At 57.7% G+C, this 20,023-nt stretch carries 19 protein-coding genes, 1 tRNA gene and 1 pseudogene; 14 read left to right on the top strand and 7 right to left on the bottom strand.

From position 1 onward, the window contains the following. The first annotated feature begins 39 nt into the window (after nt 1-39). Entirely contained in the window at nt 40-756 is a 717-nt protein-coding gene (locus tag AC061P_RS09990) for a Pr6Pr family membrane protein (RefSeq protein ID WP_449647162.1), read from the top strand. Here AC061P_RS09990 and AC061P_RS09985 read toward each other — a convergent pair. The 3 genes from AC061P_RS09985 to AC061P_RS09975 all read right to left on the bottom strand — a co-directional run bounded on the left by AC061P_RS09985 (nt 753) and on the right by AC061P_RS09975 (nt 2,656). Next, nucleotides 753-1,541, bottom strand: a complete 789-nt coding sequence (locus AC061P_RS09985; protein ID WP_480391110.1) for a HesA/MoeB/ThiF family protein — start codon at nt 1,539-1,541, stop codon at nt 753-755. The two genes, AC061P_RS09990 and AC061P_RS09985, sit on opposite strands and share 4 nt — an antisense overlap. 116 nt (nt 1,542-1,657) lie before the next feature. Then, nucleotides 1,658-2,179 (bottom strand): META domain-containing protein, encoded by a 522-nt coding sequence (locus AC061P_RS09980; protein ID WP_480391109.1) that lies wholly within the window; start codon nt 2,177-2,179, stop codon nt 1,658-1,660. A gap of 84 nt (nt 2,180-2,263) precedes the next feature. Further along, entirely contained in the window at nt 2,264-2,656 is a 393-nt protein-coding gene (locus AC061P_RS09975; RefSeq protein WP_449647159.1) for a DoxX family protein, read from the bottom strand. A 132-nt stretch (nt 2,657-2,788) separates the two neighbouring features. Here AC061P_RS09975 and serA point away from each other — a divergent pair, with 132 nt between their 5' ends. Then, entirely contained in the window at nt 2,789-4,381 is a 1,593-nt protein-coding gene (gene serA, locus AC061P_RS09970) for a phosphoglycerate dehydrogenase (protein ID WP_480391108.1), read from the top strand. A gap of 90 nt (nt 4,382-4,471) precedes the next feature. Here serA and AC061P_RS09965 read toward each other — a convergent pair whose 3' ends face one another. Continuing rightward, complete coding sequence (locus AC061P_RS09965) at nt 4,472-4,726, bottom strand: DUF6458 family protein (RefSeq protein ID WP_449627145.1); 255 nt, start codon at nt 4,724-4,726, stop codon at nt 4,472-4,474. 134 nt (nt 4,727-4,860) lie between these two features. Between AC061P_RS09965 and AC061P_RS09960 the strand changes: the two genes are divergently transcribed. From AC061P_RS09960 to AC061P_RS09940, 5 genes are all read left to right on the top strand, one after another. Beyond that, nucleotides 4,861-5,907: a 3-isopropylmalate dehydrogenase gene (locus AC061P_RS09960; protein WP_480391107.1), complete on the top strand. Its 1,047-nt coding sequence runs from the start codon at nt 4,861-4,863 to the stop codon at nt 5,905-5,907. A gap of 39 nt (nt 5,908-5,946) precedes the next feature. Then, nucleotides 5,947-7,053, top strand: a complete 1,107-nt coding sequence (locus AC061P_RS09955) for a branched-chain amino acid aminotransferase (protein WP_480391106.1) — start codon at nt 5,947-5,949, stop codon at nt 7,051-7,053. After that, complete coding sequence (locus tag AC061P_RS09950) at nt 7,050-7,820, top strand: fumarylacetoacetate hydrolase family protein (RefSeq protein WP_449647155.1); 771 nt, start codon at nt 7,050-7,052, stop codon at nt 7,818-7,820. The genes AC061P_RS09955 and AC061P_RS09950 overlap by 4 nt, the downstream gene beginning before the upstream one ends. 76 nt (nt 7,821-7,896) lie before the next feature. Then, nucleotides 7,897-9,387 (top strand): glutamate--tRNA ligase, encoded by a 1,491-nt coding sequence (gene gltX, locus AC061P_RS09945; protein WP_480391105.1) that lies wholly within the window; start codon nt 7,897-7,899, stop codon nt 9,385-9,387. Then, on the top strand, nt 9,384-10,337 hold the full coding sequence (locus AC061P_RS09940; RefSeq protein ID WP_480391104.1) for an NAD(P)/FAD-dependent oxidoreductase: 954 nt from the start codon (nt 9,384-9,386) through the stop codon (nt 10,335-10,337). Before gltX ends, AC061P_RS09940 begins: the two co-directional genes overlap by 4 nt. A 3-nt stretch (nt 10,338-10,340) precedes the next feature. On the opposite strand, the gene AC061P_RS09935 is transcribed toward AC061P_RS09940, so the two are convergent. Both AC061P_RS09935 and AC061P_RS09930 read right to left on the bottom strand, forming a co-directional pair. Further along, complete coding sequence (locus AC061P_RS09935; RefSeq protein ID WP_480391103.1) at nt 10,341-10,778, bottom strand: hypothetical protein; 438 nt, start codon at nt 10,776-10,778, stop codon at nt 10,341-10,343. Further along, a complete protein-coding gene (locus AC061P_RS09930; protein ID WP_480391102.1) occupies nt 10,775-11,326 on the bottom strand; it encodes a PadR family transcriptional regulator in 552 nt (183 codons plus the stop codon). The genes AC061P_RS09935 and AC061P_RS09930 overlap by 4 nt, the downstream gene beginning before the upstream one ends. A 102-nt stretch (nt 11,327-11,428) precedes the next feature. Here AC061P_RS09930 and AC061P_RS09925 point away from each other — a divergent pair. The 7 genes and pseudogenes from AC061P_RS09925 to AC061P_RS09895 all read left to right on the top strand — a co-directional run bounded on the left by AC061P_RS09925 (nt 11,429) and on the right by AC061P_RS09895 (nt 18,826). Next, nucleotides 11,429-11,500, top strand: a tRNA-Gln gene (locus AC061P_RS09925). 904 nt (nt 11,501-12,404) lie between these two features. Next, nucleotides 12,405-13,034 (top strand): DUF1643 domain-containing protein, encoded by a 630-nt coding sequence (locus AC061P_RS09920; RefSeq protein WP_480391101.1) that lies wholly within the window; start codon nt 12,405-12,407, stop codon nt 13,032-13,034. A gap of 155 nt (nt 13,035-13,189) precedes the next feature. After that, nucleotides 13,190-14,398, top strand: a complete 1,209-nt coding sequence (locus AC061P_RS09915) for a hypothetical protein (protein WP_480391100.1) — start codon at nt 13,190-13,192, stop codon at nt 14,396-14,398. Nucleotides 14,399-14,406: 8 nt separating this feature from the next. Beyond that, a pseudogene (locus AC061P_RS09910) lies at nt 14,407-14,805 on the top strand (ATP-binding protein); the annotation flags it as partial. A 102-nt stretch (nt 14,806-14,907) separates the two neighbouring features. Further along, nucleotides 14,908-15,615, top strand: coding sequence for a hypothetical protein (locus tag AC061P_RS09905; RefSeq protein WP_480392188.1), 708 nt, complete (start codon nt 14,908-14,910; stop codon nt 15,613-15,615). A gap of 179 nt (nt 15,616-15,794) precedes the next feature. Continuing rightward, the gene (locus AC061P_RS09900; protein WP_480392175.1) at nt 15,795-16,970 is read left to right on the top strand and encodes a sensor histidine kinase; all 1,176 of its coding nucleotides are present in this window, start codon (nt 15,795-15,797) and stop codon (nt 16,968-16,970) included. After that, nucleotides 16,970-18,826: a hypothetical protein gene (locus AC061P_RS09895; RefSeq protein ID WP_480391099.1), complete on the top strand. Its 1,857-nt coding sequence runs from the start codon at nt 16,970-16,972 to the stop codon at nt 18,824-18,826. The genes AC061P_RS09900 and AC061P_RS09895 overlap by 1 nt, the downstream gene beginning before the upstream one ends. Before the next feature lie 557 nt (nt 18,827-19,383). Here AC061P_RS09895 and AC061P_RS09890 read toward each other — a convergent pair. Beyond that, nucleotides 19,384-19,839 carry an SRPBCC family protein gene (locus AC061P_RS09890; protein WP_480391098.1) on the bottom strand — a complete coding sequence of 152 codons (456 nt, stop codon included), beginning with the start codon at nt 19,837-19,839 and terminating at the stop codon, nt 19,384-19,386. Nucleotides 19,840-20,023: the final 184 nt, after the last annotated feature.

The following is a 20,023-nucleotide window of genomic DNA, read 5'->3' as shown; positions in this document are numbered from 1 at the left end:
TGCCTGTGTGAACCTGTTTGAGGAGACTAGTCTGTCGGAGTGACAGCGAACGCGCAGCCAATCTCCCCAGAAGCCGCATCCTCAGAACCTCAGCGTGATGTCGGTGACGTCGTCCGGATCTTCGGCATCCTTCGACTCGCCGTTGCGGTCCTCGTCTTTGCCAGCATCGCCACTCAAGTGATTGATGAGTCGATCCACAACGACTTTGTGGCAAAGGAATACTTCAGCTACTTCACCATCCAGTCGAGCCTGATTAACGTCGTGATTCTTGCGCTGAGCGGGCTGGTGGCGGTGCGCCGTGAACGGGAATCGACGCTGTTGTCGGTGCTGCGAGCATCCGTCGTCTCCTATGCTGTCGTCACCGCTGGCGTGTATAACGTGTTGCTTCGTGGCATTCCTGACGAAGGCTATGTGGGGATTCAGTGGCCAAACGAAGTAATCCACGTGTGGGTGCCGCTCTTTTTACTTCTTGATTGGCTCGTGGCGCCATCACGGCCCGTGCTGAGGATGCGCGACGTGCGCATCGTCGTCATCTACCCGCTCGCGTGGTTGGCGTTCACTTTCGTGCGCGGCGCACTTGACGGGTGGTTCCCTTACCCGTTCCTGCAGCCCAACGGTCCAGACGGCTGGGGTGGGATCGCGGTCTACGTGCTTGGCATTGCCGCATTCATCATTGGCATTTCGGTGGTGCTGATTGCGGTCAGTCGTGCGCGCTGGGCACGCACCGGTCGCCTGTGGGCGTCGCGTCGCCGCTAGCTCGTCGGCCAGTCGTCGTCTGAGGTGTAGCCGCACAGTTCCCGATAGTCGGCTAGCGCAGTAATGGGTATTGCTCCGGCTGAGCGCGTGTAACGCTTTTCGGAAAATTCACCGTTAAGCGCATTGAAACGCGTCGTGCGGTTGATCAGTGGTGTGCCGATCTGCGCCGCAATTTTGATCGCTTCACTCGCCACTATCGCAGCAATAACTGCCACTGCTCCCGGAAAGATCCCGTGAGAAAGATTGGTGTCAATGGCGGCGCGTTCCGGCGGTGTCGGATACAGGTCGCGAAAGCCCACACCGCGGGCGGGCCAAGAAACACCAGCTTCTGCGCCAAACTCGCACGCCCAACCCCAGACGACCGGGATGCCGGTGATCTCTGCTGCATCAGCCGCCAGATAGTGGGTGGGATAGTTATCGCTACCGTCGACGACAAGGTCATAGTTGGCAAAGATAGCGAGAGCGTTTTCAGGCGTGAGCTTCTCGTCGATCGCAATGACAGTAGTTGCGGGGCTGAGATCTGCAATGCGGGCGACAGCGGATGACACTTTCTTGTGGCCGACATCCAACAGTCCGTGGATGTGTTGGCGGTGCAAATTGCTGAGTTCAACACGGTCGTCATCAATGACACCAACGGTGCCGACACCGGCTGCAGCCAACGAAGGTATAGCGGTGCTGCCGACACCGCCCGCCCCGATGACGAGCACGCGTGCGCGCGCCAAATTGTGTTGCGCCTGCTCTCCGAAGTCGGTTAATGAGAGCTGGCGGCTGAACCGCTGATCCATGATCTGATTCTTCCACCGCCGACCTGATTATTCGTCTGAAAACAGCTTCTTCAGAGCTGTTTGCCCGTGAACTGGGGGTCTTGAGCGAGCGCACTGAGTGGTCACGAGCGGCAAGATTACCCCTCCGGAAGCGATGACGACGGCAAGAAGTTGAGGTTGATTCCCTGGCCCTGCAGCACGAGGCTGCCTCCCGTGGGAATAGCAGTTGTCGTTGCCGATAGCGCGGCGAGGTAGCGTATCTCGAAGTCCATGAGATCGGAATCGGTACAGGCGCGTTCGGTCGCTGTGAAGCTCTCCAGGATCAAAGAGTTTGGTTCCCCGATAAGGCTTGCGCTGTAACTGTTGCACGTCGATTGGCCCATGAGCTCGTCACCTGAAATCGTGAGGGTCACTGTTGCAGACTCGTCGAGGGTGAGCGGGCCATTGGGGTCGCTGCCGTCTGCGTAAATCCAGGTGCCGTCAATTCCCTCGATGGGAATGGCGTCGCCAGGCGTTTCTTCGACGCCCATGCCGGGACCGCTATCGATCGGTGGCTCGTCGGCATCAGCATCCGAGATGGACCCGGCGCAGGCGCTGAGAGCAAGTAGCCCAACAGCTAATAGTGGCGTGAATTTTGCGAGCACTGATTTCTTGGTCATTGTTTCCTCCTACCTAGGTAGACGAAGGGACGCTCGGTTTCGTTGGGTGGGGCTCGAAACTTGTTCAGCGCAGTGAGCGGGTCCTTACAGTGCAGCGAGGAGGCACAGTGCGATCAGCGCTAGTTGCGCGAAGTAGCGCGGCCAAAATGGGGTTGCGGCTTTTCCGAAACGTTCGCGATGCTCGGCCGCATAGGCATTGGCGGGGAAGACGGCAATCAAAAAGAGCACGAGCGCGATTCCGGCAATAAACCGCACGGGTTCCCACAGCAGCCCAAGGCCGCCAGCAACCTCGCAGAGTCCAGTGATGGTGACGAGAATCGTGGGGGAGGGCATCCACTTCTGGCGCAGCACGGGAGGGATCATGGCTCGCATTGTGCGGGCGGGGGCGGCAACAAAGTGGCTGACTCCCATGCCGATAAAGGCGAGTGCGAGGGCAACACGCAACACCCACTGGGCAATTTCGGCAGCATCCATCATGGGTCTATCGTCGCACTGCGCTGTCACATGGCAACGGCGGCTTCCCGTCGCCGCTAAAGTTGCTGTAGTTGTGTACTCAAGCAGCCTTCGTGGTGTCAGCGCGAAGTCCCCGCGAATTGAAGGACCAGATCTGTGGCTAAGCCGATCGTTGTGATCGCCGAAGAACTTTCCCCCGCAACAGTTGACGCCCTCGGGCCCGACTTTGAGATACGAAACATTGATGGCACCGACCGTGCCGCTTTGAAGTCTGCGCTCGCCGATGCGCAGGCCGTTCTCATCCGCTCTGCAACCACCATGGATGCCGAAGCCCTTGCCGCAGCGCCCTACCTGAAGGTTATTGCGCGTGCCGGTGTTGGGCTCGATAACGTGGACATCAAGGCGGCTACCGCTGCCGGTGTCATGGTGGTGAATGCGCCAACCTCGAACATCATCTCGGCTGCAGAGCTGACTGTCGGGCACATTCTGAGCTTGGCACGTCACATTCCGGCTGCGTCAGGCGCTCTGGCGCAGGGGCAGTGGAAGCGTTCGCAGTATTCGGGCACTGAACTGTTTGAGAAGACCATTGGCATCATCGGCCTTGGCCGCATCGGTGGTTTGATTACCGAGCGGATGCAGGCCTTCGGCACGAACATCATCGCCTATGACCCCTATGTCACTTCTGCTCGTGCGCAGCAGATGGGGGTCACGCTGGTGTCGCTTGATGAGCTGTTACAGCGTGCAGACTTCATCACCATTCACATGCCCAAGACCCCGGAAACGACCGGGATGATTTCGACTGAGCAGTTCGCTCACATGAAGTCGACCGCCTACATCGTCAATGTTGCCCGCGGTGGCCTCATCGATGAAGACGCCCTCTACACAGCTCTCAAGTCGCGCCGCATTGCGGGCGCTGGCCTCGACGTGTTCGTGAGCGAACCGCCAACAGGTTCCCCGCTGCTCGGCCTCGACAATGTCATCGTTACCCCTCACCTCGGCGCTTCGACCGCTGAAGCGCAAGAGAAGGCTGGTGTTTCTGTTGCCAAGTCGGTTCGACTTGCCCTCGGCGGCGAGCTCGTGCCTGACGCGGTGAATGTTGCTGGTGGCATCATCGATCAGAGCGTGCGCCCCGGCATCCCGCTCATGGAAAAGCTTGGCCAGGTCTTCTCTGGTCTGTCCGCTAGCCCACTGACGAGTGTCGACATTGAAGTTCGGGGCGAAATTGTCGAGTTCGATGTCAACGTGCTCAAGCTTGCTGCCCTTAAGGGCATCTTCACCAACGTCGTGTCGGAGACAGTTAGCTATGTCAACGCACCGGTTCTTGCCGAGCAGCGTGGCCTCACGGTTCGTTTGATTACGGATGCAGTGAGCCCCGAATACCGCAACCTGCTCACCATCCGTGGTTCGCTGGCTGACGGTTCGCAGGTTTCGGTCTCAGGAACGCTAGTCGGAAACAAGCAGCTCGAGAAGATCGTCGAGATCAACGGTTACGACATTGAGGTTCCGCTCGCGGATCACCTGATCGTGATGATGTACGAAGACCGCACCGGAATCGTTGCCGTCTTCGGTAAAGAGTTCGGCGACGCAGAGATCAACATCGCGGGCATGCAGATTGCGCGTGAAAGTGTCGGCGGCAACGCGCTGTCGGTACTCACGGTCGACTCGCAGGCATCCGCTGAAGTTCTTGCCACTGTTGCCGAGCGCATTGACGCTCGCTACGTGCACGCGATTGACATCGTCGACGCATAGTTTCGGTTGCCGCTGCCTGCGGCCCAGACGCAACAAAAGGCGCGCCCCGTGTGATCGGGACGCGCCTTTTGTGTTGGTTGTACCTAGTCGTTAGATGGTTTCGTCGGGGGTTGTGGTCGTGCGACGTTCCGTCACGGAGTTGTTGACTCCGTCGTTGTTGTGCACGGTGGTTACTGAGGTGCGCTTACGCATCATCAGCACGAGGCCGATAATGAAGACGACAGCTCCGGCGATCATCAGGATGTAACCGATGAGGTCGAAGTTCACCCCTGCCACTTGAAGGTCGAGCGCGAAAGTAAGAATCGCGCCAATAACTACTAATACAATTCCGGTTCCGATACTCATGTGCCCAATTTTAGCGCGCCTCGTACAGTGCGCAATCAGAAAACACTCAGGAAAGCCATATTTATGAAATTCTGACAGTCACGATGGGCTCGAGGCTGCTGCTCGCGCACTGCCCGCAGCGGTACTGTATTTGTATGCCTTCTCAGATCAAGCTTGCAGTCATTCCCGGTGATGGTATTGGGCCAGAAGTTGTGACCGAAGCCCTCAAGGTGCTGACAGCAACCGGTGTGGATGTTTCCACCACAGAGTTCCCTTTTGGTGCGAGCCATTACCTCGAGTCGGGCACGATTCTCGAAGACTCCGACATCGCTGAGCTCGCCAGGCACGACGCGATCCTGCTGGGAGCCGTTGGAGGGGATCCGCGCGATCCGCGTCTCACGGGCGGCATCATCGAGCGCGGCCTGCTCTTGAAGCTGCGTTTTGCGCTTGATCACCACGTGAACTTGCGTCCCACCAAGATTTTTCCTGGGGTAACGTCGCCGTTGGCTGACGCCGGCGAGGTTGACTTCGTGGTTGTTCGCGAGGGCACCGAGGGCCCCTACGTGGGCAATGGTGGGCGCATCCGTACTGGTACGCCTCATGAGATCGCCACTGAGGTGTCGATCAACACGGCGTTCGGTGTTGAGCGCGTTGTTCGTTTCGCGTTTGCGCAGGCCATGTCGCGTCCGCGCAAGAAGCTCACGCTCGTGCACAAGACCAACGTGCTCGTTCACGCGGGCGGTTTGTGGCAGTCGACGGTTGACCGGGTTGCGGCCGAGTTCCCCGAGGTCGAAGTCGATTACATGCATGTCGACGCGGCGACGATTTATCTGGTCACAAATCCGAGTAGATTTGACGTCATCGTCACCGACAACCTTTTCGGTGACATCCTCACAGACCTCGCAGCAGCCATCAGCGGCGGCATTGGTTTGGCCGCCTCCGGCAACTTGAACCCGAGCGGGGCATTCCCCTCCATGTTCGAGCCGGTTCATGGCTCAGCGCCCGACATTGCGGGCAAACAACTCGCTGATCCCACGGCGGCAATCCTGTCGATCGCATTGTTGCTCTCACAGTTCGGCGAATCGGATGCTGCGGCCCGCGTCACCGCGGCCGTGGAAGCTGATCTCAGCGCCCGTGGCACTATCGCGCGGTCGACGTCTGAGATTGGCAGTGCAATTGCTGACGCTGTAGCGCAGAATTAACCCACCGCCATTGTGGCTGTACGTCATTAAGGACATTTGATGAAGAATTTGCTGGCTGATCGCCCCCTCACTTTTATGGTGAAGAAGAACCAAGAACCTCGCTCGGTTGAAGCGCGTGACGCGATTCTGGCTAACCCCGGCTTCGGCGTGAACTTTACTGACCACATGGTTGACGTGTGTTGGTCAGAGATGGGCGGCTGGCACCGTGCGCGTGTTCAGGCTTATGGTCCCATCAGTCTTGACCCGGCCGCCGCAGTGTTGCACTACGGCCAGGAGATCTTTGAGGGTCTGAAGGCGTTCCGGCATGAGGATGGTTCGATCTGGTCGTTCCGTCCCGAAGCTAACGGTGCGCGCTTGCAGCGTTCCGCCCGCCGCATGGCGTTGCCGGAGCTGCCCATTGATGCGTTCATCGATTCGCTCAAGCAGCTCATCGCTGTTGATGGCGACTGGGTGCCTAACGCGCCCGAAACGAGCCTCTACTTGCGCCCCTTCATGTTCGCGAAGGAGGCATTCCTTGGCGTGCGCCCGGCGAAGAAGGTCAACTACTACGTGATCGCTAGCCCGGCCGGTGCCTACTTCTCTGGCGGTGTCGCTCCGGTGTCGATCTGGATTTCCACGAACTTCACCCGTGCTGGCAAGGGCGGTACTGGCGCGGCAAAGACGGGTGGAAACTACGCTTCGTCCCTGATTGCCCAGCAAGAAGCATCCGCTCAGGGCTGTGCCCAGGTGTTGTTCTTGGACGCCGAAGAGGGCAAATACATCGAAGAGCTCGGTGGCATGAACGTGGTTCTCGTCAAGAAAGACGGCACGCTAGTGACGCCGCAGTCAGAGTCGATTCTTGAGGGAATCACTCGCGACTCCGTGTTGCAGCTTGCAGAAGACCGCGGCCACAAGGTTGAGCGTCGCCGCGTCACGCTCGAAGAGTGGCGCGAGGGCGTTGAGTCTGGCGACATTACCGAGATGTTTGCGTGCGGTACTGCTGCCGTTATCACTCCGATCGCGATGCTCAAGGGCGATGGCGTTGAATTTGGGTCGGCGGATGCTCCGGCCGGTGAACTGACGATGTCGCTGCGCGAAGAGCTCACGGACATCCAATATGGCCGTCGCGAAGACAAGCACGGCTGGATGATGAGGCTCGACGCATGAAGGTAGCTCGTTTCAGCGCAGGTGCAGGCGCCCGCTACGGGATTATCGACGACGACGAAATTGTCGTGCTCACCGGCGACCCGATGTTCAATGGCTTTGAGCCCACCGAGGAACGTTTGCCGCTGTCGGACATCAAGCTGTTGGCGCCGGTGATTCCGCGTTCCAAGGTGGTGGCTTTCGGTCGCAACTATGCCGAGCACGCCAAGGAGCTCGGCAACGAGGTTCCCGATGAGCCGATGATGTTCATCAAGCCCAACACTTCGGTGGTTGGCCCCGGCGATGCCATCATGTTGCCGCCGCAGAGCGAAGAGATCGGGTTTGAGGGTGAGCTTGCCGTAATCATCGGCAGCATCGCTAAGAACGTCGCGGTCGAAGATGCTGACAGTGTGATTTTTGGTTACACGATTGCCAACGATGTGACCGCTCGCGATCTTCAGAAGAAGGATGGCCAGTGGTCACGCGCGAAAGGCTTCGACACGTTTTGCCCACTGGGGCCCGTGATCGAGACCGAGTTCGTGGTGGCGTCGCAGAGCATCCGCACGACTGTTAACGGTGACCTCAAGCAAGACGGAACCGTTGACCAGATGATTCATTCGGTTGCGGCGCAGGTTGCGTATGCTTCGGCCGCATTCACGCTGTTGCCCGGCGATCTGATTCTCACGGGAACCCCCGCGGGCGTCGGACCTCTGGTGCATGGCGACACCGTCGAGATCACGATTGAGGGCATCGGCACGCTGAGCAACCCGGTGCGTCGGGCTTCGCGCTAGAACGCACAATTCTGGGTGCAGGGGCTGCTTTCGGCAGCCTCTGCCGCACAGGCTTGTCTCGCATAGAATGGTGGCAATGTCTGCGCCATTTTCTACTGCAACCGCTTCCGACGTTCGCGTTCGGTTTTGTCCGTCACCTACCGGTACGCCCCACGTTGGGCTGATTCGTACTGCCCTGTTTAACTGGGCGTATGCGCGCCACATGGGCGGCAAGATGGTGTTCCGTATTGAAGATACGGATGCCGCTCGCGACAGCGAAGAGAGCTACCTGCAGCTTCTCGACGCCATGCGCTGGTTGGGGCTTGACTGGGACGAAGGCGTCGAGACGGGTGGCCCGAATGAGCCGTACCGTCAGTCGCAGCGCACTGACATTTACCTTGAGGTTATCGAGAAGCTGAAGGCTTCCGGTCACCTGTATGAGTCTTTTGCGACGGGGGAAGAGATCGAGGCCCGCAACGTGGCCAACGGTCGCGACCCCAAGCAGGGGTACGACAACTTCGAGCGCGACCTCACTGCTGAGCAGATTGTGGCATTCAAGGAAGAGGGCCGCCTGCCGGCTCTGCGTTTGCGGGTGCCCGACTCTGACCTGAGCTTTGATGACCTGGTTCGTGGCGACATCACGTTTCCCGCTGGTTCGTTCTCTGACTTCGTTGTTGTGCGCCCGAATGGTGCCCCGCTGTACACGTTCGTGAACCCCGTGGATGATGCGCTGATGGGCATCACGCACGTGCTGCGCGGTGAAGACCTGCTCTCGAGCACTCCTCGCCAGATCGCCCTCTACACGGCACTTATTGAGATCGGGCTCACGGATGCGATTCCGCGCTTCGGTCACCTCCCTTACGTGATGGGCGAGGGCAACAAGAAGCTCTCCAAGCGTGATCCTGAGGCGAGCTTGTTCCACCACCGTGACCGCGGGTTCATTCCCGAAGGTCTCCTCAACTACCTGTCGTTGCTCGGCTGGTCGCTTGCTCCGGACCGCGACGTGTTCTCGGTCGAAGAGATGATCGCGGCGTTCGATGTTGAGAATGTGACGCCGAGCCCGGCCCGTTTTGATGTAAAGAAGGCGGAGTCGCTCAATGGCGACCACATCCGTCTGCTCTCGGCGGAGGAGTTCGCTGGCCGTCTCGTGCCGTATCTCGTTGCTGCTGACGTAATTTCGGCTGAGCCCACTGAGGCTGAGCTAGCGACGCTGACAGCTGCCGCACCGCTCGTGCAGGAGCGCATGCAGTTGCTGGGCGATGCGCCGGCACTGTTGCAGTTCTTGTTCACTCCGGATGCTGAACTCACGGTTGATGCCGATGCAATGCCGAAGGCCGAAGGCCCCGAGGTCCTGGACGCGTCGATCGCCGTACTGACTGATCTTGATACGTGGACGCACGATGCAATCGAAGCGGCTCTCCGCGCCGAACTTATTGACGTGAAGGAAATGAAGCCACGTTTGGCGTTTGGTCCGCTGCGTAGTGCGATCGCTGGTCGCCGCATCAGCCCGCCGCTCTTCGAGTCGATGGAACTGTTGGGCAAGGAATCGTCGCTGGTTCGCCTGAAGGCGTTGCGCGCCCAGCTATGAGTGAGCAGTTCGACTGGGATGTTGTCATCGTCGGCGGCGGACCGGCCGGACTCAGCGCTGCCCTGAACTTGGCGCGGGCGCGTCGACGCACTCTCGTGCTCGACAGCAATCGCCCCCGTAACTCGGCGACGTTCCACTCTCACGGCTTTTTGAGCCGCGATGGTATTTCTCCTCTCGAGCTTCGCAAGATGGGCCGGGAGGAGCTTGAGCAGTATCCGAACGTGAAGTTTGAGCGCACGATCGTCGAGGGTATCGAGCCTCTTGTCGTGGCCGATGAAGCGGATGCCGGGAGCGCTGCCGAGGCCGCTTCTGCGACTGTTGGTGCCGGGTTCACGGTGACACATCGCGGGGGAGCGGTTACGACTCGCACGGTGCTGATCGCGACGGGGTTGCGTGAGGTTTTGCCGAAGTTGCCGACTCTGCGCGCGTTCTATGGCACGAGCATCCATTCGTGCATGGAGTGTGACGGGTATGAGTATGCGGATCGGCCGATTGCGCTGATTGGGCATACGGATGACCTTGCTGAGCGCGCGCTGCTGCTCTCGCAGTGGAGCCGCGACCTGATCGTCTTCACGCAGGGCGTTGGCCAGGTGAGTGACGCTGATGAGGCGATGCTGGCGGAGCGTGGTGTTCGGGTGGATCGTCGTGAGGTGGCGGATGTTGCGGGCGACCGTGATGGGCTGAACGGTGTTGTTCTTGCCGACGGCGAGACTGTTGCGCGCGAGGCCGCGTTTGTGCGCCCTGACTATGAGACGGCGCTCGACTATGCGGCGGGCTTGCAGCTCGCACTCGACGCGGAGGGCTTGATTGTTGTGGACGCTGCCGGCCGCACCACCACAGCGGGAGCCTATGCGATTGGTGATGCCACCCCGCCCGGACCCCAGCAGCTCATCGTTGCGGCGGGTGATGGCGCTGAGGTTGCCGCGGTCATCAACCGCGACTTGCTCTAGAAGTCACTTCACCGCGCGACCACGCGTCAGCAGCATGGTGACGAGACAAGCTGCGAACATCACCGCTGTGACGGGGGCCCACACGGCTCGTTCGACGGCGCTGGACGTGATGAGGTTCAGGATGACGCCCACACCCGCATAGGCGGTGGTGATCCAGGCGAGCACGGCGATGAGTCGGCGTGGGGCGAGCCTCGCGGGACCGCGTTCGGTGCGAGCAAGCATTGCTGCCGCCATGACAAGAACGAGGGCGGCAGAGACGCCCGCAAAGATGCGCCCCTGAGTGGGGAGCGTGCCTTTGTTCGCCCCGCCCTGGGTGAGCTCGCCGAGGGGTGCTCCGAGAACGACAGCGAGTTGGAAGAGCGCGACGAGGGTGAAGAGCACGGCCGCGATAGTGGCGCCGATGCGCGCAGCGCGGTGGATGGGGTTGGCGTTCTCATTCATCGAGTGGACTCCTTGTGGTCGGTGAGTTGGGCACGAAGCTCATCGAGCCACGTGATCTCGGCGCGTGCGTGGGTTCGTCCGGATTCGAGCGTTGCGTATTGCAGCTGAATGGCGAGAGCGGTTTTCGAGGGTTTTTGGGTTGCGCTCGAGGCGAGAGCGTCGAGCGTGGTGAGGAGCTCTACGGCAGCGGAGCGACGTTGGTCGAGCAGTTCGATAACGCCCGCGGTGCCGAGCGATGCGGCGAAGAAAAGCCTCAACAAAAAGGGTTCGCGGGAGTTGTCTGGTTCGAGGGGTGAGGCCAGCCACGCATCCAATGCTTCGCGCCCCGGCTTGAGCAGCGTGTACAGGCGACGGTCGGGTCGTGTTGTCTGCTCGACGGTGGTGCTTTCAACGAGGCCGTCGGCTTCGGCGCGGTGGAGGGTGCGGTAGAGCTGTGACTGATCGGCTGGCCAAAAGTGTGCGGCAGTTGTCGAGAATGCTTTGCCGAGTTCGTAGCCGGTCATTGGCTGGATCGCGACGAAGCCGAGCACAGCGTGGAGGAGGGACATGTACTGAATATAGGACAAGTCCTATATGACGTCAAGGGGTGAACCACAGCCCGCTCAGGATGCGCTAAAGTAGTAAATCGGTTCGGCTTCGGCTGAATCCTGTGGGGTATGGTGTAATTGGCAACACGGAAGATTCTGATTCTTTTGTTCTTGGTTCGAGTCCAGGTACCCCAGCAAAACATCTAGGGAGCAACTCCCGCCCAGCCCGGCTTACGCCGGGTTTTTCTTTGCCCGATCAGACGTGACCTATTGTGCATGCCGTGTAATTCTGCCGCGTGAGGCGTGTTGTAAAGAGTTAGTCCAGCGGCGTGACCCCTCCCGCTGATTGCGGTCATGTGTCTCGTGAACGAATAATCCGCATTTCTGTTGTGAGACACTCTCCCAATTGTTGGGAACGAGGCTTATCTTCGGCGCAGTGATTTTGGCGATACGACGTATCGAACGTCTGAGGTCATTCAGGTTACGTTTGCAGCCCTTCATCTTCGGTACGTTGGCGACTGGACAATTCGCCACGTTCTTAGGAGGTAGCTCAGGAATATCAGAGACCCAGACTGTCCTCGTCGATCTCATACGATTGATTCCGCGTAAGCCCAACAAGCGTCGCCCCGAACAGTATCCTGACCTTCCTAAAATTTGACCGCCGATCGCGACGTTTAAGGTCGATAATGCCGAGGATGAGAGGCGGATGGTCCGAGGCGATCAGACAGTATTTTCCTACCGATCTGTTCCGGCTAATCGCAGCCCGTCGCAAATCGAACACGGAGGCGACACGGGAGTGAACGGACGTGGTAGGTGTGTGCAGACTTATAAGATGAGCACCATGGCTCGTTCTCCGGTGAGTGATGCTGATGGTCAGCTCGGTCTGAAGCTAAGCGAGCACCCTCGCGATTTCCGCGCCAGAGCGAAGTTTTTAGCACAGCTGTTCGCAAGAGCTAGTTCAACTAGTATCGACGCGGTTTGACTCACTCAGACGGGGCGACTCAGTGTGCCGTTGTATTCATTGTTTCTCGCAACTCCTCGGCCTCGGCCACGGTCGCGATGCCATCGACGCTCGACAAGGGGTGAAACGAAAGTGGTCATGACGAAGACAACCAGTGGCCTCGTGGGGGAGACGCCGCACCGAGGTACGCTCTGCGCCGTTCTTTTGAACCCGAGCTTCAATCGGGGGGAAACGACCAGCCATTCCAACATCAGAACCGCCGCCATCGCACTTGGTTTCAGCGGCTTTCGGATCGTGAATCTCATTCAAATTCCAAGTCGAAATTCGAAAGATCTAGCGCCGCTGGCCACACGTCACGAAGATTGGCTGCTATCGCGTCCTGAAATTGATAGCGCGCTGCGTTCATCCCATGAAGTTGTTTTCGCATGGGGCGCTTCACGGTTGGCGGGCGAAGCCAACCGGCACAAAGAAGATCAAATTACGTGGGCAGTTAGGCAGACATTGCGTGCAGGACACACCGAAGTTTTACTAGTGGATGGGAACCCGCGTCATCCTTCTCGGTGGAGGCAATATGTAGGGCCTCAGAAAATGCGGGTTGTGGGAGCTACGCTTGAGGATCGATTCCGCTCAATGCTCAACCGCCACCCAATCGAAACACTGTCGAGCCGCGACTTATCTCAAGTAAGGGGCTCCCGCACAAAGTTTAGCCAAGCTTCGAGTAACAATGAAGTTAAGGATTCACCAAGGAGAGGAAGAAGAACGAGTTGACTGCCAAACCTCTCGCCGCCCCCGTCGAATCGGATTCCCGCTCTGAGCAGCTTCGATCCAGGCTCAGACAGCGCACCGATGTCGATCCTGACTTTTGGGCATTCAAAAGGCTCGGAAGCAGATCTGGAAGTCACGCTCTGTTTCAGTATCCAGCCATGATGGTCCCTGAGCTCCAGGGGGCCCTGCTGGATGACGTTCTGGCGGTCCAGCCCGACGTGAGGCTCGTGTACGATCCCTTCGCCGGGTCAGGCACGGTAATGCTCGAGAGTCTATATAGAGGGCTTGACTTTCACGGTAGCGATATAAACCCCTTGGCGGTCCTTCTCTGCCAGGTAAAAGCGACACCTCCAACCCCGGCAGCGGCGCTGGAGGCAATTCACGTCGTTCTCAATTCTGTCCAGTCCCAGGCTGTGACTGTGATTCCGGAGTTTCCCGGAATTGATAAGTGGTTCAAGCCTGAGATTCAGGTTGGGCTTGCCCGCCTACGCGGCGCGATCAAGAAGCAACCTGACCTGGACACACGTCGCTTCCTTTGGATCTGCCTCGCGGAAACCATCAGGCTTGTTTCGAACTCCCGAATCTCGACCTTTAAACTTCACACTTACACGGCGGAGGACATCGCGAAGCGAGTAACTGATGCAATTAAAGTCTTTGAGACTGTGGCGACTCTAAATGCTGCTCGAGTTGCGAAGCACTGGGCCCGGATTGAGCAGGCACCGAATCGAGGAATCGCAGCAAGTGCTTTACTGCTTCCGGGTGCGGTATCGAATCCTTGGACAGCTCCACGTCAAGCGGACATTCTCATGACTTCGCCTCCATATGGAGATAACAAAACTACCGTGCCTTATGGGCAGCACAGCTACCTCCCGTTGCGATGGCTGGACTCAGAAGACATACCGGGTGGATTTGACGCAGGTCTGCTGGACTCAACCTCCCGAATCGACACTATGAGCCTTGGCGGTTCGCTCAAAGACGCGGACAGAGCACGCGAGAAGCTCGTACAAGACTCACCTGCGATCGCGGAATTCCTCGTCAAGATTGAAGGAATTCCGACGCTGCGAAAGAAAGTCCTTTCATTCTGTCGTGACTACCAGGCATCGCTACACCTTGTGAGCACTCGGCTCAAACCAGGCGCATTTTGCTTCTTCACCCTGGGAGAGCGGCGAGTCGGCAAACAGGTGTTTCCGCTGGTGGATATCACGTCGCAGTTCCTTCAAGCTGAAGGACATCAGGTCGTGACCGTAATCGAGCGGGCCCTTCCTGCGGGCCGAAAGCGAATGGCTTCAAAAAATAGCGAAGGAGCGACCATGGCCACGGAGTGGATCCTAGTGACAGAAGCCCAGGACGAAGCGGCTGCTCAGTGACTGAGTCTATGCCCGCCGAACGAATAACAGAGTCTCGGCCTGACCAATTGATGCACTTTGAAGTGCACCCGTCAGTGCTCTTCAAGCTTGGTGAAGATCTAATCACAGATGATGCCCAGGCACTCATCGAACTGGTAAAGAACGCTTACGATGCCGACGCGCAAACAGTACGCATCGAAATTGACACTGAGAATTGGTTCGACCGAGTCACCGGAGAGCACGTCGAGAACGGAAACGACGCGTCCGCCGGTGCGGTTAGAGGTCGGCTTGTCGTACGTGATGACGGCCATGGGATGAACTTAGAAGCCATTCGGGACGGATGGCTGACAGTTTCGAATAGCCGCAAGCGAGCGTTCAAGTTGTCCGGGCAGACTACGAGTGCGGGACGAACTCCTCTGGGCGATAAGGGACTTGGCCGACTCGGAGTTCAGCGACTCGGTGCAATTGTTAGTTTGTCTACTATCGCCGAGAGCTTGCAAGGGCCGGATGGCCCTCGAGAACGCCATGAAGTGGTCATCGACTGGGCGAAGTTTAACAACGCGGACAACCTCACTTCAGTTGCTTTGTCGGTTACGAGCAGGGCAGCGCGGCTTGGGAAATTGGGGACGCAAGTATCTGTACTAGGGCTCACGAACATCGGTTACTGGGAGGGAAAAGGTGACCTAGATCTGCAGAAGCAACTCGCGGCGATTCTCTCGCCGTACGAGAACGCTGCAGATCTACGTGTTTTTATCAAAATAAACAATGCTGAAATCGACACTCGCCGGGAAGCGAAGCGACTGCTCGACGCAGCTCCGACAATCTTGAGTTTTAATTATGCCAACGGTATCTTGCGGATCGAAGGTCAGACGCAGGTAACTGCGTTGCGTGGGCGCTCATCAGATGAACACGCCAACTACCGTAGGTTCCTCGCCGCTGACAACGGATTTACCTTCGTAGAGTGGTTGCTCAGGGAGCGCGCCCCCAAGGCCCGGTCCGTCGGCGCCGAGATTGGTGACGACAAGTACTTCATCAGGTTCTCCCGCACGTTGACATTCAACGAGGCGATCGTTTCGGAACATGTCGCTGGGGACCCAGGGCCCTTTGGCGGTGAAATTAGCTCATTCAACTACAATCGCCCTGAAGACTCATCCCTTGATAGCGCGAGCGAATTGAAGGAGTTTGCGAGAGCGATTGCCGGTATTCGAGTGTTCCGAGACGGCTTCGGTATCGTTTAGACGACGATTGGCTCGGGCTTTCTCAGCAGCAAACGACTGCGTCTTCCTATTATGGGTTGCGCCCGCTCAATAGCGCCGGTTATGTCAATATCACGGCTCGCGATAACGCTGCGCTCGAAGAAACTTCGAGCAGGGAGGCCTTTCGTGACACTCCTGCTTGGAGAGGCTTCCACGACTTGATGCAGCAAGTCGTCCGCTTCGCGCGTGAGTCGCAGGACTATGTGCGCCGAAACTGGAACACATACGTGCGGGAGCAAAACACACCTACTGAATTAGATGAAGCTGCATCCCCAACGGTGATTAGTAAGCACATCTCTGACCGCGCTTCTCAGGCGAGCCTTGCGAAAGGGCGAAGTGAAGAAATTAGGAGAGCTCTCGTTGAACTTGAGGGGAGCATTGCTTCGCTTGAAGAGTCTCAGCACGATTCCTCGCAGGCAGTTTGGGCCGACCCAAAGCTCCAAGCCGCAGTGGAAAGGGCGACCTCCGAAATTAGGAATGTGCAGTCAAGACTCACAACGACTCTGGCAAGCCTTGATGAGATCATCGCGACGGTTCGAGAACTTGGAGGAGCGGCTGCGCTCTTGCAAGAGAAAGTTGAGATTGCGGATGAGCGCGTCAGCGATGCATGGGACTCTGTTGCTCTCGGGCTGAGCGCTGAAGTGCTGGCTCATGAAGTCGATCAAATTTCGGACCGCCTTCGCGGCCGGAGCCACCAAATCCTTGATTATCTGCGTAAGAATGAACCGATTGACACCCGGGCGGTAGCGTATGCAGAGCACGTGCGCGCTTCGGCCGCTGAACTGGTGAGACAGGTGTCGCGGCTAAACCCCTCATTAAGGTTTCGGCGCGACACCAAGTCCACTCACACGGTATCGGCACTCGTGGCTTCCGCGATTGAGTATCACGCGCCCAGGCTTGCCCAAAAAAGAATTGAGATCACTCTGGTTGTTGAGCGAGATTTCACTATTCGAATCAACGAAGGCAAGTTCATGCAAACCATCGACAACTTGATCAGAAATAGTGAGTACTGGGTCGACCGTGAAGTCAAACACAAGGGGCTTGCTGCAGGGAGTATTCTGATTGATATCGACAATCCTCGCATTCAGTTGAGGGATAACGGCCCAGGAATTCAGCCCGCAATCGAAGATTCTCTTTTTGATGCGTTCGCGACGATGAAGCCGTCTCCTGAAGGGCGGGGACTGGGGCTATTCGTGGTTTCGCAATTGCTTGACTCTGAAGGTGCGTCAATCGGCCTTTCGGGCCATAGGAATCAAGACGGCAGGCGGGACACATTCGAGATTGACCTTCGTGCATTGCTTGCCAAGACTGAAACTGTGAACGGTAGCAGAAACTGATGACCGGGAAAGTCGAAGATTCCACGTCTAGTGGCACTGATCCGAGCGAAGGTACGATCAGCGACGAAACCCAAACAAGGACGCGGGAGCGGGTATCAAAACTCCTCGGAGCACTTGGCATTAATGTCGTGATCGCCGTCGATGATATTCACTATGCGGGTGGGGAGGGGGATGCCGCCGAAGTTACTGAATCGATGGCGGGCGCACCTGAGCTGCTCAGTTCGGTAGCTGAACTGCTTCGCCTAGATGCCGCGAATCTTGATTTTGCATCCGTCGATGAATTAGACCAAACGGCGACGTCGGATTTTATTAATTCCAATTGGATCGGTTTTTCGGAAGAACTCCGTCGTCAGCTTCTCGGAGCGGTACGTACCCTTCAGAACGATAGAGAGGAGAATGTCGACGAGAGCGAGATCACCCACGATGTGAAAGCACAAGGTGCGCTCCGTGCTGTATTCGACGGGGTTGTCGAATTCGTGCAGATGTCAATGACGGAATGGAATGCTGGATGGCGTGACCTTTTGGCTGACGATCGTAAGTATCTCGTGTTGATCGACCGAACATTCAGTCGTGAACAGCACGGTGGTGACGAGACGGGTGACGAAATTCTCGGTGAACTGCTTAGCGCGCAACTTGAAGGGGTCTGGGCAGGTCTCTTCACGAGGCATGCGCGGGACGAAGAAGGGGAGCGGGATCTTACTAGCGCGCTGCGAGACAAGCACCCGGATCAAGCTAACCGAGTGGTCGCGATTGGCAAATTTCGCACCACATCAATCGAGTTACTACCGGCGGGGCTGCGTGCCCTGCTTCTCGTGCGAGAGCTCAATGCCTATCGCGTGCTAGCGAAGGGCGCGCTTAGATCTGCTGGCGAAGAGGCTTCGGAACAATTTGAGCGTTTGACTGATTATGCAATTGTCGAAGCGATCGCAGCGGCGCAAGAGGAAGGGACATTCGAGTTAGAGCACCCGCTGCGGTTAGCCCAAAGGCTATTCGCCCATTCCCTCGCTCGTGAAATCCGAGGCAGCGAGTTCGCTCGTAACAATCTCGAGATTCTCCGCAACGGTTCTGTCGGAGCTTTTCGAAATGCTGACACCGATCATGCTCAGGTGCGTGAGCTCCGTAGAGCAGATATCTTCGAGCCTGACGGTCACATCAATGAGTTGGGCCTTTCCATTGAGATCGGCGATGTGTTTGAGTTCGAATCCGTATTCGGAGAGGGAGATCGGCGCCACTATGTTCTTTTGGGCCAAGCTTGCGACCTTTCGGTGAGGGCGAAAGGCGTGCGCTCGCCAGAGTTGCGAACCGTCACCCTCCATCGAGTCATGCCTGAGCCGCTCCAGGGCGGGGGGCCTACTAAGCACGGCCTTGGGTACTTGGAACCACATTCTGATCAACAGTGGGTCGTCGATTTGCGCGCTGCCTACGAGATAACTTCGTCAATTGATGTTCTGGACGCAACGGTCTTCAGCTCGTCCGGAGAAAGCACGATTTCTTTGAGCTACCAAGAGTCACGCCCGATGGCGCAAAGCTGGCTAGAGCGCCACAAGTTGCTCCAGAAGAAGGCAAAGAAGGTAATTGAGCAATATCGAAAGCTTGAGAGTCACGTGCAGTCAGGCGCACAGCGCGACACGATCTTACGGATGCTCGCCGCTGAGCTCGCCTGTGGATCGACCAACTGGCGTACTGGGCCTACCGTAGAAGTCGACACAGCGAACGATTTGGTTCGATACGGAGTCACGCGGATTGGGCGAATTCGGTCGGATACGGCCACCCGTGTCGCTGATCTTGCGGCTCGCTATCGAAGTCGTCCTGCGTTTGAGGCGGATATCGTCGCAGAGGAGCGGGCCACGGGATAATTCGACCCATATGCACACAATCCCCTGAACAAAGCGATCATCAAAGATTGTGTTGCGCCGTTCGATGCTAGAGGCCAGTAAAATTGACAGCCTAGTTCTGGTTAAGGTGGCGCGTGCAGTAAAGATTGCCGGAGTCGAGTTGCTGGTTCAACGCATTGGGGAAGTTCGATCGTTCGGCTACATTGAACGTCATCGATCCTGTCTGTCGGTGTCGTGCTCCGTGGACACCATTTGTCAACGTCGTTTGTGAATTGAGAAGCGCTAGCTTGATCACTGGACGTTGGGCTGGATTTTCTTCTGGAAATCCGAAAATTGGCTTGGCTTGACCGACAACACTTAGCGAACCAGCGTCAGGACTGCTTCACAACAACATGGTTTGGCTTCGCCCGGCGGTACGCGATTTTCTAGATGAGTTCTTTTGCTCTCGGTTCGCCTGGCGCACTAGCGGAGGATAAAGGGAGCAACTCTGTCAGCGCCCTGATCCGCCGAATTCTTGCGGATTGCTTTTATGTTTCTCGCGCTGAATGCCTGATATTGCCAGGGTCGTGCTGTGGGAACTAACACTCTTCCGTGGATTGCAAGAGTGCAGCATTGCGCTCCTCGAGCAGCGTCTGCATGTAGCGGCGCAAGAACAGCTTCTCTGCGAGGCGCCCGAGCGGCCCGAAGGGGGCCGCGAAGGTGAGCCGATCCTGCATGTGGGTGTGGCCGTCGATCTCGGTGAAGAGATGCTCGTGGTGGTAGACGGCGAAAGGGCCGCGGACTTGTTCATCCGCAAACCGGTGCGGAGCATCCACATCAAAAATTCGGATCGTGAGTCGCAGTGGCAGGCCGAAGTGGCGCGCTGACCAGGTGACTACGTCGCCCTCCACGAACTGGCCAGTCGTTCGGCCCGCGACAACTTTTTCGCGGTGGTGTGTCATCGAATCGAGGTGCAGGTTCACGCTCAACGACATCGCGCACACCTCAGCGATAGGGGCATCGAACACCGTATCGAGCACGATCAACTGCGTCATAACTTGAGCCTACTGTTCGCCAGCGCGAGCCTACGCGGGTGTGGTTCGTGGGGCCTAGAGCGATCCGGCAACTCTCGCGAAACACCACAAACCGCGGGCGAAAAACTATCGCGCAATGACGGGGTAGACAGGTACGATCATCGAATCGAAGCTGTGCCAACGAGGGAGTTGCAGTGCGAACTAC

This window comes from Rhodoglobus sp. G.S.4 (assembly GCF_056619605.1).
The sequence above is the reverse complement of the archived record's forward strand: the minus strand, read 5'-3'. Positions and strand labels throughout refer to the sequence as shown.